The organism is Reyranella sp. (genome assembly GCF_965229815.1).
GTDB lineage: Bacteria > Pseudomonadota > Alphaproteobacteria > Reyranellales > Reyranellaceae > Reyranella.
Genome location: NZ_CBDDJN010000006.1, coordinates 2,824,370 through 2,840,557, shown reverse-complemented (window position 1 = coordinate 2,840,557; position 16,188 = coordinate 2,824,370). Strand labels below are relative to the sequence as shown.

Below are 16,188 nucleotides of genomic sequence, written 5' to 3'. Positions count from 1 at the left end.
GTAGCGAGATCGGGAACAGCCGGCGCGCGGCTGCCGTCCGGCCGCTCGCGTCCGGACGGTTCGGGCTCGGGGGTGGTCTCAATCGTTGGAGGGCGGAGAAGCCCCAATCCCTTGGGGGCGTGATGTCAGGGAACCACAAGGCTCCCTGTCGGAAATGCCGGAAATGCCGGAAAACGCCTCGCGCTCCTGGCGCCGCAGATCACATCCGGCTCGTCCAGCCGTCGTCCTGGACGGGCGGGCGACGCTCGCGGCCGCGTATCTCCTGCGCCGCGGCGCGCACGTCGTCCTGCCACTGGCGGAAGCCGACGAGGGCGCGAGGCTTCAGCGCGCGCGGGCCGCGATCGGACAGGTAGGGCGCGGGATCGGTGAACTTGCCGTTGACGATGGTCGAGAAGTGCAGATGCGCGCCGGTCGAGCGTCCCGTCATGCCGACATAGCCGATGATCTCGCCCTTGCGCACCCGCGTGCCCACGGCGAGGTTCGTGGCGAAGCGCGCCATGTGGGCGTAGAGCGTCGTGAAGTGCGCCGCATGGCGGATCTTGACGGTGAGGCCGTACTCGAAGTGCGGGCCGCGGAGCTCGACGACGCCGTCGGCCGCGGCGAGGATCGGCTGCCCGATGCGCGATTCGTAGTCGATGCCGTTGTGGAAGCCGCTGCCCGACGCACGCCCGTAGTAGCGGCGCGGCCCGAACGGCGAGGACAGGCGCGAGCCCGGTCGCGGCGCCGCGAGGGCGGGTCCGCCCAGGCGTCGCCCATCCTCGTCGAACCAGCCTTCGGGCTCGTCGTCCGGCGTGTACCGCCAGAGCATTCGCGGCGGGCCGTCTTCCGTTTCCACGGAGACATAGAGCGGGCAGGGGACGCCGTCGCGCGTCGTTCCGTGGGCGACGCGGATGACGGGGAAGGAGGTCGCGACCGCCGCCAGCGCGACGATCATCTCCTGGCTGGTCAATCCGGCCGCCTGCGCACTCGCGAGGTCGAGCTCGGCGATCGGCGGCGGCCCGAACAGGCCGGCAGTCGACAGTCCGTCGCCCAGGGTTCCTTCGCTGCCGCGCGAGAAGGTGCAGCCGGTGCCGGACACGGCGGGGGTGGTCTTCGCCTCGGCGCGGCGCTCCAGGGGGCCGGCGCTCTCCGGTGCAGGCAGCACGGTGTCGATTGGACGGCCGAGCTGGCCATAGTCGGGTGTGCGGACGTGCGCGCTGACGTCGATTGCCGCGACACTGACCACGCAGAAGGCAGCCAGGGCGAATCGCCGTGCCCACACAACCGTCATCCTGACCCTCTCCCCTTGCCCGTTCGAGACCCGGCAACCTAGCGTCCGCCGGCCGTGGGCTCCACCCGGAATCTCGGGGTCGATTCAGGGTGAGTGATTCTCGAACGGGCCGCGCCGTCAGCGGCCAATGCCGGTCAGCCGCTGCACCACTTCGAGCTGGATCTCCGCCGCCTCGACCATCGCCTTGATCGGGACGGATTCGTTGGCGGCATGGCCTTGGGCGCCGGAGCCGGGGCCGAAGTTGATGATCTCGATCCCGTCGTCGGCGTAATAGCGGCCGTCGCTGACGCCGGTGGCATTGAGGAACTTCACCTTGCGGCCGGCGCACTGCTTCACCGCCGCCTCGAAGGCCGCCACCGCCTGGCCGTTCTCGGGCGCGAAGAAGCCGTTGGTGCCGGTCAGGAACTCGACGGCGTACATGGCTTTCGGCTCGCCGACCGAGTCGACCACCTTCTTCAGCTCGCGGAACGCGTCCTTGACCTTCTCGTCGGGCAGCAGCCGACGGTCGATCTCGACCGTGCAGGCCGAGGGCACGACGTTGGTGTTGTGGCCGCCGTGGAACATGCCGACGTTCACCGTCGATTTCATGGCGCCCGAGACGCGCTTCGGCAGCACCTTGTCGTAGTGCGCCTGCAGGGCGCCGACCAGGCGCATCATGCGCAGGATGGCGTTGTCGCCGCCGGCCGGGTTGCCGGCATGCGCGGCCTTGCCCTTGGTCGTGATCTTCGCCCACATGACGCCGCGCTCGGCGACGATCAGGTTGTTCTCGGTCTGCGCACCCAGGATCAGCGCGTCGGGCCGCACCTTGCCGGTCTGGCGCAGGAACGCCATGCCGTCGGGACCGAGATTCTCCTCGTCGGCCACGAAGGTGAAGACGAGCTCGCCCTTCTGCGGGCCGCCGCGGCGCGCGATCTCCTCGGCCAGCCAGAGCTGCACCGCCATGCTGCCCTTGCAGTTGCCGGCCCCCAGCCCGTAGACCAGCCCGCCCTTGACCAGGGCCTTGAACGGATCGCTCTTCCAGTTGGCGCGCTCGCCCACGCCCACCGTGTCGACATGGGCGTTGAAGGCCACCACCGGTCCTTTCGCCTTACCCTTCAATCGGGCGACGACGTTGTCGACGCCCTTGGTCTTGGCCGCGATCTCGACCTTGTAGCCCGCCTTCTTCAGGCGCCTGGCGGCATAGGCGCAGATCTCGACGGAGGTGCCGGGCGGGTAGGGGCTGGGCAGCGCGATCAGGTCGGACAGGATGGCGACGAGATCGGAATCGATTTTCCTGGGCATGATCTTCCTTGCGGTCGGCTTTCTTGATGTGACGACACCGCTGTCATCCCGAGCGCAGCGAGGGACCTTTGCTCATGGCCTCAAGGCCGCTCGCTGCGCTCGGGGTGACAGGGGCTTCAGCGATTGGCCAGTTCCTCGAGCACCGCGACCAGCACCCTGGTGCCGGCGGCGAGGTCGCCCGGGGTGGCGTTCTCGATCTCGTTGTGGCTGATGCCGCGCTCGCAGGGCACGAAGATCATGCCAGCGGGGCAGAGGGTGGCGATGTGCATGGCGTCGTGGCCGGCGCCGGAGGGCATGTCCATGCTCGGGAGCTTCAGCGCCTTGGCCCGGGCGCGCACGAGGTCGATCACGGCCGGGTCGAAATCGGTCGGCGCCACGTTGGTGACGCGCTCGATGCGCGCGGCGCAGGGTGCCGCCTCGCGGGCGACGATCTCGTGCAGCGCCTTTTCCTGCGCCTCGAGTATCTCGTCGGACGGATGGCGCAGGTCGATGGTGAAGCCGGCCCGGCCCGGGACCGTGTTGGGCGAGCCGGGATGGACCTCGACGCGGCCGATCGTGAAGCGCAGCGTGTCGCCCTCGTCGGCGGTGGCGGCATACATGGCCGCCGCCATGCGCGTGGCGGCGGCGAAGGCGTCCTTGCGCGCGGCGCGCGGCGTCGTGCCGGCATGCGCCTCCTCGCCGTCGACCTGCACGATGTAGCGGCGGCTGCCCTGGATGCCGGTGACGACGCCGATCGTCTTGTGCTCGTTCTCGAGCCGCGGACCCTGCTCGATATGGGCTTCGACATAGCCCGCGACCGCGAAGCCGGGCTTGCCCGGCCGCATCGGTGCCGGCGCGGCAGCCAGCGTCGAGGCGAGCGCGTCGCGCAGCGCGATGCCCTCCCAGTCCTTCGCGGCCAGCATGTCGTCCAGAGCATAGCGGCCGGCGAACACCGCCGAGCCCATGGCGCCGGGCTGGAAGCGCGAGCCCTCCTCGTTGGTCCAGGCGACGGCGATCACCGGGCGTCGCGTCTTCACGCCGGCATCCTCCATCGCCTCCAGCGCCTCGAACGCCGCCAGCACGCCGTACATGCCGTCGAAGCGGCCGCCGGTCGGCTGGCTGTCCATGTGCGAGCCGCTCATCACCGGCACGGCCGTGGCGTCCGCGCCTTCGCGGCGCACGAACAGGTTGCCGATGGCGTCGGTGAAGACCGAGAAGCCGCGCGCATGTGCCCAGGAGGCGAGCAGGTTGCGCGCTGCCGCATCCTCGGCCGACAGGGCCTGGCGATTGACGCCGCCCTTTGCCGTCCCGCCCAGCTTTGCCATGTCGGCGTGCCGCTGCCACAGGCGATCCTCGCGCACCGCCCTGGCGCCGCCCTTGGCACCGCTCATGCATCCACTCCTCTTGTTGGCCGGTCTATAGCGGCCCCATAGTCGCGCTTCAACGGGAGGCCCTGGCATGCACAATTTCCTCGACCGCGATCTCGTCGGCTACGGTGCCGAAACGCCCGATCCGCAGTGGCCCGGCGAGGCCCGCATCGCGGTCAGCTTCGTCCTGAACTACGAGGAAGGCGGCGAGAACACGATCCTGAACGGCGACGCGGGCTCCGAGGTTTTCCTGACCGAGACGCCGGGCAACCCGCCGATCATGGGCGGACGCGACCTGTCGACCGAGTCGATGTACGAGTACGGCAGCCGGGCCGGCTTCTGGCGCATCCTGCGCCTGTTCGCCGAGCGCAACATGCGCTTCACCTCCTGGGCGGTCGGCCGCGCCCTCGAGCTGAACCCCGCCGCTGGCAAGGCGATGGCCGCCGCCGGCCACGAGGTGGCGAGCCACGGCTACCGCTGGATCAACTACAAGGACTTCACGCTCGAGCAGGAGCTCGACCACATGAAGAAGGCGGTGAAGGCCATCACCGACAGCGCCGGCAAGCCGCCGGTCGGCTGGTACACCGGCCGCTTCGGCATGCACACGCTGCCGGCCGTCATCAAGCACGGCGGCTTCCTCTACTCGAGCGATTCCTACAACGACGACCTGCCCTACTGGCTGCGCGTCGAGGGCCAGCCGCATCTCGTGATCCCCTACACGCTGGAGGTCAACGACATGAAGTTCGGCGTGCCGCCGGGCTTCACGGCGGGCGACGGCTGGCTGCAGGCCATGAAGGACAGTTTCGACCTGCTCTATGCCGAAGGCGCCCGCTTCCCGAAGATGATGTCGATCGGCCTGCACTGCCGGCTGGGCGGGCGGCCGAGCCGGGCCGCCACCCTGGCGCGCTTCATGGACTATGTCGCCTCCAAGCCAAAGGTCTGGGTGGCGACCCGCGAAGAGATCGCCCGCCACTGGATGAAGGTGCATCCGGCCAAGGGCTGAACGAGGTCCGTCGCCGTCCGGTGCGCGGCGCACGGGCGCGCGCCGGAGATGTGGCGGCGAGGCCCTCAGCCGCCGAGCGCGCCGCGCACCCAGCTCTCGATGCGGCCGGCATCCATCACGCCCGACTGACGCGCGATCTCGCGGCCGCGGTGCATCAGCACCATCGTCGGGATGCCCTGGATGCGGAAGCGGCTGGCCAGCGCCTGCTGCTCGTCGGTATTGACCTTGGCCAGGCGCACGCCGGGCTCGAGCCGGCCGGCCGCCTTCTCGAACTGCGGCGCCATCGCCTTGCAGGGGCCGCACCACGGCGCCCAGAAGTCGACCAGCAGGGGGACGTCGCCCTTGCCGGCATGAGTGTCGAAGCTCGCGGCGTCGAGCGCCAGCGGATGGCCCTCGAAGAGCGGCGCGCCGCACTGGCCGCACTTGCCGCTCCCGGCGGCGAGCTTGTCGCGCGGCGCGCGGTTCAGCGTGTTGCAGGCGGGGCAGGGGACGATGACGGAATCGGTCACGGCGCACCTCGGTGGGGTTGACGATAATGCCAGAACGGTCGCGACGTTGCCTGGACGGTGATCAGCCTTCGGGTCATGCGCCGGAGACGGGCTTGCCGTCGTCGCGCAGCCAGACGTAGATCGCCGGGATCACCAGCACCGTGAGCGCGGTGGAGGAGGCGAGGCCGAAGACCATCGAGATCGCCAGGCCCTGGAAGATCGGGTCGGTGAGGATGAAGGCCGCGCCGATCATCGCCGCCGCTGCGGTGAGGAAGATCGGCTTGAAGCGGATGGCGCCCGCCTCGAGCAGCGCGTCGCGCAGGGCGACGCCCTCCGCCCGCCGGTGCTGGATGAAGTCGACCAGCAGGATCGAGTTGCGCACGATGATGCCGGCGAGCGCGATGAAGCCGATCATCGACGTCGCGGTGAAGGCCGCGCCCAGCATCCAGTGGCCCAGCACGATGCCGATCAGCGTGAGCGGCACCGGGGTCAGGATGACCAGCGGCAGGCGGTAGGAGCCGAACTGGGCGACTACCAGCAGATAGATGCCGAGGATGGCGACGCCGAACGCCGCGCCCATGTCGCGGAAGGTGACGTAGGTCACTTCCCATTCGCCGTCCCACAGCAGCGTCGACCTGGATTCGTCGGTCGGCTGGCCGTGGTAGCGGAACGCCGGCGGGCCGCCCTTGCCCCAGTCGAGGCGGGCGATCTCGTCCTCGACCGCCAGCATGCCGTAGATCGGCGCCTCGAAGCGGCCCGCCACCTCGGCCTGGACCATCTCGGCGAACCGGCCGTCGCGGCGGAACAGCGTGTAGGAGGCGGGCTCGCGCTCGACGGTGACGACATCGCCCAGCTCGACATTGGCGCCGCGCTGGCGGGTGCCGCCGGCGGGGAGCGGCGTGCTGAGGATCCGTTCGCCCAGCCACTCCGCGCTGCGCGGCAGGCGCACCGCGATCTCGATCGGCTTGGCGCCCTTGCCGCGCTGCGAGTAGCCGACCTTCACGCCGCCGATCAGGGCGGCGATCGTGTCGTAAACCGCCTGCTCCTCGACGCCGTAGAACTCGAGGTTCTCGTGGTTGATCGAGAAGCGCAGGCGCTCGCCGGGCGGGGTGAACGTGTCGTCGATGTCGACGACGAACGGCACCTTCTCGAAGGCCTGGCGCACGCGGCGCGCCGTCTCGCGCCGCGACGCCTCGTCGGGCCCGTAGACCTCCGCCAGCAATGTCGCCAGGACGGGCGGGCCCGGCGGCACCTCGACCACCCGGAGCCGGGTGCCGGCCGGTCGGGGCAGGGCCGTCAGGCGCTGGCGCACGTCGAGGGCGATGGCATGGCTGGCGCGGGCGCGCTCGCCCTTGGGCTGCAGGTTGACCTGCAGGTCGCCCTGCGCCGGGTCTCTCCGCAGGTAGTAGTGCCGGACCAGGCCGTTGAAGTTGAACGGCGCCGCGGTGCCGGCATAGAGCTGGAGCGACGTCAGCTCGGGCAGGTCCTTCAGCCGCTCGGCGGCGGCCATCAGGAACCGCTCGGTCTCCTCCAGCGTGCTCGACGGCGGCAGGTCGACCACGACCTGCAGTTCCGACTTGTTGTCGAAGGGCAGCAGCTTGACCGTCACGTCCCGGGTCGCGAACAGCACGCAGGCGGCGGCCGTGGCGACGGCGACGACGGCAAGGAACACCGGCGCGCGCCGCCGGCCCGCGAGCAGCGGGCGCGCGGCGCGAAGATAGAAGCGCCCGAGCGCGCCGACCTCGGCGTGTCCCGCGTGGCCGCCGGCGGCGGCGCGCGCGAAGTGCCGCCCGGCCAGGCGATAGAGCAGCCAGGGCGTGATCATGACGGCGACGAAGAAGGAGAACAGCATGGCCATCGAGGCATTGGCCGGGATGGGGCTCATGTAGGGACCCATGAGCCCGCTCACGAACATCATGGGCAGCAGCGCCACGATGATGGTGAGCGTCGCCACGATGGTCGGGTTGCCGACCTCGGCCACGGCCTCGACCGCGGTTTCCTTGAGATCGGCGCCGGGCCTCGCCAGCCAGTGCCGGACGATGTTCTCGACCACCACGATCGCGTCGTCGACCAGGATGCCGATCGAGAAGATGAGCGCGAACAGGCTGACGCGGTTGATCGTGTAGCCCATCAGCCAGGAGGCGAAGAGCGTCAGCAGGATGGTGGTGGGGATCACCACCAGCACCACGAGCCCCTCGCGCCAGCCGATGGTGACGGTGATCAGCAGGACGATCGAGACGGTGGCCAGCGCCAGGTGGAAGAGCAGCTCGTCGGCCTTCTCGGTCGCCGTCTCGCCGTAGTTGCGGCTGACGGTCACCGAGATGTCGTCGGGCACGAGGCGGCCCTGCACGGTCTTCAGGCGTTCGAGGAGGTGGTCGGCGACGGTGACGGCATTGGCGCCGCGCCGCTTGGCGAAGGCCACCGTCACCATCGGCCGGCGCTCGAGCTCGCCGGACGCGGTGCGCGTGAGGTTCCAGCTGCGATGGCCGGTCTCGGCCGCGCCCACGACGACCGTCGCCACGTCCTTGACGTAGACCGGCCGGCCGTCGCGCGAGGTCAGGAGCAGGAGGCCGATGTCCGGCACGCCCTGCAGCGTCTGGCCGGCCACGACCGGCGTGTTCTTGTCGAGCTGGCGAAAGGCGCCGACCAGGAAGGAGCGGTTGGCGTTGGCGACCTTGTCGACCAGCTGGTTGAGGGTGACGCCGTAGAGCGCCAGGCGCTCCGGGTCGGGCTCGACGCGGATCTGGTTGGGGCTGCCGCCCACGATGTAGCTCAGCCCCACGTCGTCGACCTTGACCAGCTCGTGCCGCAGCTCGTCGGCGATCTGGAACAGGCCGTTGTCTGTCCAGCGCTCGGCGGCGGCGGGCTTGGGCTCGAGCGTCAGGGTGAGGATCGCCACGTCGTTGATGCCGCGACCGATGATCAGCGGCTCCGGGATCCCCTTGGGGAGGTCGGCGATGTTGGCGCGGATCTTCTCGTGGATGCGCAGCAGCGCGTCGTCCTCGTCGGTGCCGACGTAGAAGCGCGCCGTGACCAGCACGGTGTCGTCCTGGGTGAAGGAATAGGTGTGCTCGACACCGTTGATGCCCTTGACGATGTCCTCGAGCGGCTTGGTGATGAGCTCGATCGCGTCGGCCGCCTTGTAGCCGTTGGCGGTGACGATGATGTCGACCATCGGCACGCTGATCTGCGGCTCCTCCTCGCGCGGCAGCGCGAACAGGGCCAGCGCGCCCATGACCAGGGAGACGAGCAGCAGCAGCGGCGTCAGGGGCGAGTCGATGGAGGCGCGGGTCAGCGCGCCGGAGAGTCCGGGTTTCATGGGCGGGCCAGCGCGTCGCCTTCCTTGACGCCCGCCAGGATCTCGATTCCGCCGTCGACCGGCAGGCCGGTCTGCACGGGCACCTCGGTGCCGTCGGCGAGCCTCACGTAGCTGACGCCGAAGCGGCGGTAGACATGGTCCTCGGGCACGACCAGCGCCGCGCGCCGGCCCGTCGCGACATAGACCCGGGTGCGCTCGCCGACGAAGTAGTCGCCCAGCCCGTCGACGATCGCGTCGGCGATCACCCGTCCCTGGTCGATCTGCGGATAGACGAGCACGACCCGGCCCTTCCGGAGGACCTCGCGGTCCTGCGCCTGCAGGCCGCGCGAGCCGACCAGGATCGTGTCGCCGGCCTTGAGGAAGCGGGCGTGGCGCTCGGGAAGCTGCAGGCGGAGGATGTAGTTGTCGGTCGCGAGCGTGGCGAGGGTCTCGCCGGGCAGCACGACGCTGCCGACCGCCACCGGGACCGAGAGGACGCGCCCGTCGCCCGGCGCCAGTACGGCGCCTTCGGTCGACTGCTGCTCGACCACCTCGCGGTCCGACCGCAGGGCCTGCAGTGTCCGTTCGGCGACGTCGAGGCGGGTCCGCGCCTGGTCGAGCTGAGCCTGCGAGACCGTGCCCGAGGCGCGCAGCTGCTGGATCCGGCCGTAGTCGATCTGGGCCTGGTCCAGCGCCGCCTCCTGCGCACGGATGCGCGAGTCGAGCGCCTGCAGCTGGGGCAGCAGCTTGGGATCGACCACGAGGGCCACCTGATCGCCGGCGGCGACGCGGTCGCCCTCGCGCACCGTGAGCTTGGTGATGGTGCCGCCGATGCGCGCCCGGGCGCGCAGCTCGCGGATCGGTTCGATGGTGGCGATGACCGCCTTGCGGTCGTCGACCTCGCGGCGGACGACCGTCTGGTCGGCGGCCAGCGCGGCGGACAGGCCGGCCACCAGGACCAGGACGGCGACGACGGATGTGCGGATCATTCTCCGTTCCTCTCTGCGTGCCCTCTCGCCTGCCGGCGAAAGGGACTTGACACATATATGAGAGAAAACTAATTTAGCAAGCATGAATATAGAAGCCATGAAGGAGCGCGCCGCCGACGCGGCCGATTTCCTGAAGTCGGTGGCCAACGAGAGCCGGCTGCTCGTCCTGTGCGAGCTTGTCGAGGGCGAGCGTTCGGTCGGCGAGCTCGAGCGGATCGCAGGGATCAGCCAGTCGGCTCTGTCCCAGCATCTCGCCAAGCTGCGCGACGCCAAGCTGGTGACGACGCGGCGCGAGGCCCAGACCATCTACTATTCGCTGGCCGACAGCGGCGTGAAGAGACTGATCGAGGTCCTGCACGACGTCTTTTGCCGGCCGGCGCGCCGTCGCTGAGAAAGGAAGGAGGACCCTATGTCGATCGATCGTGCCGTAATGGCCCTCGCGGGCATCATGATCCTGCTGAGCTTGGTGCTCGCCGTTCTGTACAGCCCCTACTGGCTGCTGTTCACGGCCTTCGTCGGCCTCAACCTGCTGCAGGCGTCGTTCACCGGCTTCTGCCCAGCCGCCATCATCTTCAAGCGACTCGGCCTGAAGGCGGGGTGCGCGTTCGACTGACGCAGAGGCTGCCGCCGCCGGCGCGGCATCCGTGTTCGGTGGCTCGCGACTGTCCATGGCCCGACGATGACGTGACCGGGCCCGAGGCAAATTGATGCACATCAATGCGCAGATCGGCCGGATGGCCATCCTGCGCCCAACGACGAATGGAGGAGCGCATGCCCAGGATCGTTGTGCTCGGCGCCGGCATCGGCGGCATCTCGATGGCCTACGAGTTGCGCACCAAGGTCGGACGGAAGGCTGAGCTCGTCGTCGTCTCGGACTCCGAGTGGTTCCATTTCGTCCCGTCGAATCCGTGGGTGGCGCTGCGCTGGCGCCGGCCGGACGACATCAAGGTCCACCTGCCGTCGACGCTCGCGCGGCTGGCGATCGGCTTCGAGTCGGTCGGCGCGCGGCGGGTGCTGGCCGGCGAGAATGCGCTGGAGCTCAATGATGGCCGCCGGATTTCCTATGACTACCTGGTGATCGCGACCGGGCCGGCGCTCGCCTTCGACGAGATTCCGGGCCTCGGGCCCGAAGCCAACACGATCTCGATCTGCCACGTCGACCATGCCGCCCGGGCAGCCGAGCGCTGGGACGCCTTCTGCGCCGAGCCCGGGCCGATCGTGGTCGGTGCCGTCCAGGGCGCCTCCTGCTTCGGTCCGGCCTACGAGTTCGCGCTGATGCTCAGCACCGACCTGCGCCGCCGCCGGATTCGCGATCGCGTGCCGATCACCTTCGTCACGTCGGAGCCCTATGTCGGCCATCTCGGCCTCGGTGGCGTCGGCGACACCAAGGGCCTGCTCGAATCGGTGCTGCGCGATCACGACATCAAGTGGGTGACGAATGCCCGCGTCGATTCGATCGGCGCCGACAAGGTGGAGTGCACGGAGGTTGGCGCGGATGGCAGCGTGGTGCGCCAGCACAGCCTGCCGTCGCGGCTGACCATGATGATCCCGGCCTTCCGCGGCGTGCCCTGCCTGATGGGCGACGACGGCAAGGGCGCGGCAGGACTCGCCAACCCGCGCGGCTTCGTCCTGACGGACCGCAAGCAGCGCAATCCCACCTACCCGAACGTGTTCGGCGTCGGGGTCTGCATCGCCATCCCGCCGTACGAGCAGACGCCGGTGCCGGTCGGCGTGCCCAAGACCGGCTACATGATCGAGTCCATGGTGACGGCCACGGCCGAGAACATCGCCGCGTTGATCGAGGGCGAGGCGCCGGTGCGCGAGGCGTCGTGGAACGCGGTCTGCCTCGCCGACTTCGGCAATGACGGCGTGGCATTCGTGGCCTTGCCGCAGATCCCGCCGCGCAACGTCAACTGGTCCTCGCGCGGCTACTGGGTTCATGCGGCGAAGATCGGGTTCGAGAAGTACTTCCTGCACAAGGTGCGGAGCGGGGCCGGCGAGCCGGCCTACGAGCGCCTGCTCATGAAGTGGCTGGGCATCGACCGGCTGCGCGGCGAACCGGCGGGGACGGCCCCGCGGACGGCCGCCTGAGATAGGGGCCCCTCCGGAGCGGGGCGGGCCGTGCTACAAGCGGCCCCATGAGCCAGGTGATCGCCGGCAGTCCCACCGGCACGACGATGGTCCTGCGTGCGCTGGCGCGCTTTCCCGAACGGCTCGCCTTCGTCTGGGACGGGGGCGGCCTGACCTATCGCGGCGCCTACGATCTCATTGGCCGGCTGCAGGCGGCGATGGCGGCGGCCGGGCTGCGCAAGGGGCAGACGGTCGCGCTGCTCAGCGCCAACAGTGCCGAAAGCTGGTGCGCCGGCGTGGCGGCGTCCGGACTCGGCCTTGTGACGACCTGGCTTCACCCGCTGGGCGCCCTCGACGACCATCTCGACGTCATCGATGACGCCGGCGCCACCGTTCTCGTCGTCGACCCCGCCACGCACGCCGCGCGCGGGGCCGAGCTCGCGGCCCGTGCCGGCGCGCTCACGGTCGTGCTCACCATGGGCCGGGCCGACTTCGGCCGCGATCTCGTGGCCAGCGCCGAGCGCGTCGGCAGCGCCACGCCGGTCGATCTCGCCGATGCCGACGACCTCGCCGTCATCAACTACACCGGCGGCACGACGGGCAAGTCCAAGGGGGCGATCCGGCGGCACCGCTCGACCGCCGCCATGACGCTCGCCGTGGCGTCGGATTTCGAGCTGCCCGCCGTGCCGCGCTATCTCGCGGCCGCGCCGATCACCCACGTCTCGGGCACCAAGGTCGTGCCGTCGCTGCTGAAGGGCGGGACCATCCATCTGCTCAGGGGCTTCGAGCCGGAGAAGTTCCTGGCCACCATCGAGCGGGAGCGCATCAACTGCACCCTCATGGTGCCGACGATGGTCTACGTCGCGCTCGATCATCCGCGGCTCGACCGGACCGACCTCTCGTCCCTCGAGCTGATCCTCTACGGCGCTTCGCCGATGTCGCCGACGCGACTCTTGGAAGGGCTGGAGCGGATCGGCCCCGTATTCAGCCAGCTCTACGGCCAGACCGAGTGCTATCCCGTGAGCGTGCTGCGCAAGGCCGATCATGATGCGTCGCGGCCGGAGCTGTTCGCGTCCTGCGGCTTTCCCGTGGCGAGCTGCAGTGTCACGCTGCGCGACGAAGACAATCGCGAGGTGGCGCCGGGCGAGGCCGGGGAGATCTGCGTGCGCGCGCCGCACGCCATGGAGCGGTACTGGAAGCGGCCGGAGCAGACCGAGGAGGCATTTGCCGGCGGCTGGCTGCACACCGGCGACATCGCGCGCGCCGACGAGCGTGGCTATCTCTACATCGTCGATCGCAAGAAGGACATGATCGTCACCGGCGGCTTCAACGTCTTTCCGCGCGAGGTCGAGGACGTGCTGTCGTCGCATCCCGACGTCGCGATGGCAGCGGTGATCGGCGTGCCGCACGAGAAGTGGGGAGAAGCGGTTGCCGCCCTGATCGTCGCGCGGCCGGGCGCGCGGCCTGCGCCCGAGGCGCTCGTTCAGCTCGTGAAGGACCGCAAGGGAAGCACGCACGCGCCCAAGCAGATCGAGTTCGTCGACAGCTTTCCCCTGACCGCCGTGGGAAAAGTCGACAAAAAAATTCTTCGTGCCCGGTACTGGCAGGGACGTTCGCGACAGGTCGGTTGACGGTTCGCTCGCTCGTTCGCGATTTCAGCGCGAAGCGATAAGTCACCACGCTCAAACAGTTTTTTGCCGCGATCGGAATCCGCGGCGCGGTTCGCACGGCTGCAGGTTCGCGCGGTGTTCTCATTTTGACCGACCTGCAGGGCGCATGTGAATCATGGCGACAAAGGGTTTACGTCGGCGTCGGAATCGTGGCAGCAAGGGCGGGTTGTGACTATCAAACGATCCATCACCACTGGCGCAGGCCTCGTTGCCGCCGCGCTCCTTGTCTCGGGATGCCAGAACATCCTGGGAGGAACACCGCCCAAGACATCGGGCTTCGAGCCGCCGGTCGACCTTCAGCAGAAGGCGATCGACGATCGCAAGGAAGAGATCATCCGCGAACTCGCGCATTGCGAGAGCGGCGGGTGGGGACCGTCCGACCGTCCGATCCGCGGCGGGCGCGGCGCCTATCTGGGGCGCCTGCAGTTCAGCCTGCCGACCGTCATCTCCTATCAGATGAAGCGGGACGGCACGCAGCTCAGCCGCGCGGAAGCGGCTGAGCTCGCGCACGACTACGATCGTGCCGCATCGCTCGCGAAGTACATGATCTTCGATCTCGAAGAGCCGTGGCACTGGCCGCTGTGCGGCCGCAAGATCAACCTGCGCAACCAGGTTGCCGCGGTCCGCGAGCTCACGACCCAGGCGGCGCTTGCCCGTTAGGGCGGCCCTGCGAAAGGGCCGGCCCCCGGCCGGCCCTTTTTCCTACTTCAGATCCGCACAGAATTCCTGGATGCGCCGGCAGCCTTCGCGCAGGCTGGCGATGTCCGTGGCGTAGGAGATGCGGAAGTACGGGCTCATGCCGTAGGCCGCGCCCTGCACCGTTGCGACGTGCTTCTCCTCGAGCAGCGCCGTCACGAAATCGGTGTCGTTCGCGATCGTCCGGCCGGCCGGCGTGGTCTTGCCGATACAGCCCGCCATGTTGGGGAACACGTAGAAGGCGCCTTCGGGCTTGTGGCAGGTCAGGCCCTTCGCCTGGCGCAGCATGTCGACGACCTCGTCGCGCCGCTTCTGGTAGTCGGCGGCGCGCTCCTTCAGGAGTTCCTGCGGCCCGTCGAGCGCGGCGGTGGCGGCGGCCTGGCTGATCGTCGAGATGCCGGAGCCGATCTGCCCCTGCATGTTGGTCATCGCGGCGATCATCGGCCGGGGGCCGCCGGCGAAGCCGACACGCCAGCCGGTCATGGCATAGGCCTTGGAGGCGCCGTTCACCGTCAGCGTGCGGTCCCTGAGCTTCGGCTCGACCTCGGCCAGCGTGCAGAAGCCGAAATCGTCATAGGTCAGGTGCTCGTAGACGTCGTCGGCCATGGCGAAGACGTGGGGATGGGCCAGCAGCACGTCGGCGATCGCGCGCATCTCGGCGCGCGAGCAGACGGCGCCCGTGGGATTGTTCGGGAAATTCAGCACGACCCACTTGGTGCTGGGCGTGATCGCCGCATCGAGATCGGCGGCGCGCAGCTTGAACTGGTTGTTCTCGGGGCAGGACACCGGCACGGGCTTCGCGCCGGCCAGCGTCGCCTGGTCGGCATAGGAGATCCAGCCGGGCGCCGGGATGATCACCTCGTCGCCCGGGTTCACGCTCGCCATCAGCGCGTCGTACATGATCTGCTTGCTGCCGTTGGAGACCATGATCTCGTCGATCGCATAGTCGAGATTGTTGTCGCGCTTGAATTTGCGCTGGATCGCTTCCTTGAGGGGCTTCACCCCGTCCTGCGGCGGGTACTTGGTGTCGCCGGCCAGCGCCGCCCTGTGCGCCGCCTCGATGGCGTGCGGCGGCGTCGGGAAGTCGGGCTCTCCCGACGACAGGCCGACGATCTTCACGCCCTGGGCGCGCATCTCGCGCACCTTCCGGGTCATGGCGGCCGAGGCCGACACCTTGACGTTGCGCAGACGCTCGGCGACTTCGAACATGTTCTTCTTCAACCCTTCCTTCGGATCGTGAGCGCGATGCCGCCCAGGACCGCCACCGACGACAGCAGCAGCCGCGTCGTGAGCGGCTCGGCGAGTAGCACTGCTCCCCCGAGGGCCGCAATGGCCGGCACGCTGAGCTGGATGATGGCGGCGGTCGTGGCGGCGAGCGCCGGCAGCGCCGCGTACCACAGGACGTAGCCCAGGCCCGAGGTCACGGCCCCCGAGAGCACGGCGTAGGCGAGCCCGGCATGGTCGACGGTCTCGCGGCCGAAGGCCGTCAGGATCAGGGCGGCGGCGAAGGGCACCGAGCGCAGGAAATTGCCGCCGGTCGCCGCGACCGGCTCGCCGGCGCCCCGTCCGAGCAGCGAATAGATGCCCCAGGCGATGCCGGCCGCCAGCATCAGGGCGGCGGCCAGCGGCGGCGGCGCGGCGAGGCCCGGCAGCAGCAGCCCGGCCAGGCCGGCGACCGCCACCACGAGCCCGGCCAGCCGCAGGCCGGCGATGCGCTCGCCGCGCCACAGTCCCCATCCCATCATGGTGAGCTGGACGGCGCCGAACAGCAGCAGGGCGCCGGTCGCGGCGGTCAGCTCGCGGTAGGCGAAGGAGAAGAAGGCGGCATAGGCGAACAGCATGGCGGCCATCGGCCAGCTGCCGCCCTCGAGCGGGCGCCGGCCGCGCAGCCGGAGCAGGATGACCAGGACGACGGCGCCGGAGGCGAGGCGGATGGCGGTGAAGCTCGCCGCGTCGATCGTCGTGTCGCGCAGCGCCGCCCGACACAGCAGCGAGTTGCCCGCGAAGGCCAGCATGGCGAAGACGGTGAGGAGGACGATGCGCAGGCGCGGGCTCATGACGGGCACTCGATGTCATG

Annotated in this window: 14 protein-coding genes; 6 read left to right on the top strand and 8 right to left on the bottom strand. The window is 69.6% G+C overall.

Features of this window, described 5'->3' with window-relative positions; genetic code table 11:
• Positions 1 to 199: 199 nt before the first annotated feature.
• From ACO073_RS25000 to ACO073_RS24990, 3 genes are all read right to left on the bottom strand, one after another.
• A complete protein-coding gene (locus tag ACO073_RS25000; protein ID WP_422001297.1) occupies positions 200 to 1,270 on the bottom strand; it encodes a M23 family metallopeptidase in 1,071 nt (356 codons plus the stop codon).
• Positions 1,271 to 1,387: 117 nt separating this feature from the next.
• Positions 1,388 to 2,551 carry a M20 family metallopeptidase gene (locus ACO073_RS24995; RefSeq protein WP_422001296.1) on the bottom strand — a complete coding sequence of 388 codons (1,164 nt, stop codon included), beginning with the start codon at positions 2,549 to 2,551 and terminating at the stop codon, positions 1,388 to 1,390.
• 116 nt (positions 2,552 to 2,667) lie between these two features.
• A complete protein-coding gene (locus tag ACO073_RS24990; protein WP_422001294.1) occupies positions 2,668 to 3,921 on the bottom strand; it encodes a Zn-dependent hydrolase in 1,254 nt (417 codons plus the stop codon).
• A 67-nt stretch (positions 3,922 to 3,988) separates the two neighbouring features.
• Between ACO073_RS24990 and puuE the strand changes: the two genes are divergently transcribed.
• Entirely contained in the window at positions 3,989 to 4,900 is a 912-nt protein-coding gene (gene puuE, locus ACO073_RS24985) for an allantoinase PuuE (protein WP_422001292.1), read from the top strand.
• Positions 4,901 to 4,965: 65 nt separating this feature from the next.
• Here puuE and trxC read toward each other — a convergent pair whose 3' ends face one another.
• The 3 genes from trxC to ACO073_RS24970 all read right to left on the bottom strand — a co-directional run bounded on the left by trxC (position 4,966) and on the right by ACO073_RS24970 (position 9,675).
• Positions 4,966 to 5,409 carry a thioredoxin TrxC gene (gene trxC, locus ACO073_RS24980; RefSeq protein ID WP_422001290.1) on the bottom strand — a complete coding sequence of 148 codons (444 nt, stop codon included), beginning with the start codon at positions 5,407 to 5,409 and terminating at the stop codon, positions 4,966 to 4,968.
• Between the two features lie 73 nt (positions 5,410 to 5,482).
• The gene (locus tag ACO073_RS24975; protein WP_422001289.1) at positions 5,483 to 8,707 is read right to left on the bottom strand and encodes an efflux RND transporter permease subunit; all 3,225 of its coding nucleotides are present in this window, start codon (positions 8,705 to 8,707) and stop codon (positions 5,483 to 5,485) included.
• Positions 8,704 to 9,675 (bottom strand): efflux RND transporter periplasmic adaptor subunit, encoded by a 972-nt coding sequence (locus tag ACO073_RS24970; protein ID WP_422001287.1) that lies wholly within the window; start codon positions 9,673 to 9,675, stop codon positions 8,704 to 8,706. The genes ACO073_RS24975 and ACO073_RS24970 overlap by 4 nt, the downstream gene beginning before the upstream one ends.
• Before the next feature lie 82 nt (positions 9,676 to 9,757).
• Between ACO073_RS24970 and ACO073_RS24965 the strand changes: the two genes are divergently transcribed.
• The 5 genes from ACO073_RS24965 (at position 9,758) to ACO073_RS24945 (ending at position 14,075) form a co-directional block, all read left to right on the top strand.
• Positions 9,758 to 10,066: an ArsR/SmtB family transcription factor gene (locus ACO073_RS24965; RefSeq protein ID WP_422001285.1), complete on the top strand. Its 309-nt coding sequence runs from the start codon at positions 9,758 to 9,760 to the stop codon at positions 10,064 to 10,066.
• A gap of 18 nt (positions 10,067 to 10,084) precedes the next feature.
• The gene (locus ACO073_RS24960; protein ID WP_422001283.1) at positions 10,085 to 10,288 is read left to right on the top strand and encodes a YgaP family membrane protein; all 204 of its coding nucleotides are present in this window, start codon (positions 10,085 to 10,087) and stop codon (positions 10,286 to 10,288) included.
• 158 nt (positions 10,289 to 10,446) lie between these two features.
• The gene (locus ACO073_RS24955) at positions 10,447 to 11,766 is read left to right on the top strand and encodes an NAD(P)/FAD-dependent oxidoreductase (RefSeq protein WP_422001281.1); all 1,320 of its coding nucleotides are present in this window, start codon (positions 10,447 to 10,449) and stop codon (positions 11,764 to 11,766) included.
• Positions 11,767 to 11,813: 47 nt separating this feature from the next.
• Complete coding sequence (locus tag ACO073_RS24950; protein WP_422001280.1) at positions 11,814 to 13,376, top strand: AMP-binding protein; 1,563 nt, start codon at positions 11,814 to 11,816, stop codon at positions 13,374 to 13,376.
• A gap of 147 nt (positions 13,377 to 13,523) precedes the next feature.
• Entirely contained in the window at positions 13,524 to 14,075 is a 552-nt protein-coding gene (locus ACO073_RS24945; protein ID WP_422001279.1) for a hypothetical protein, read from the top strand.
• A 42-nt stretch (positions 14,076 to 14,117) separates the two neighbouring features.
• On the opposite strand, the gene ACO073_RS24940 is transcribed toward ACO073_RS24945, so the two are convergent.
• Together ACO073_RS24940 and ACO073_RS24935 are read right to left on the bottom strand one after the other, a co-directional pair.
• Complete coding sequence (locus ACO073_RS24940; RefSeq protein WP_422001277.1) at positions 14,118 to 15,320, bottom strand: pyridoxal phosphate-dependent aminotransferase; 1,203 nt, start codon at positions 15,318 to 15,320, stop codon at positions 14,118 to 14,120.
• Between the two features lie 8 nt (positions 15,321 to 15,328).
• On the bottom strand, positions 15,329 to 16,168 hold the full coding sequence (locus tag ACO073_RS24935) for an EamA family transporter (protein WP_422001275.1): 840 nt from the start codon (positions 16,166 to 16,168) through the stop codon (positions 15,329 to 15,331).
• Between the last annotated feature and the right edge of the window lie 20 nt (positions 16,169 to 16,188).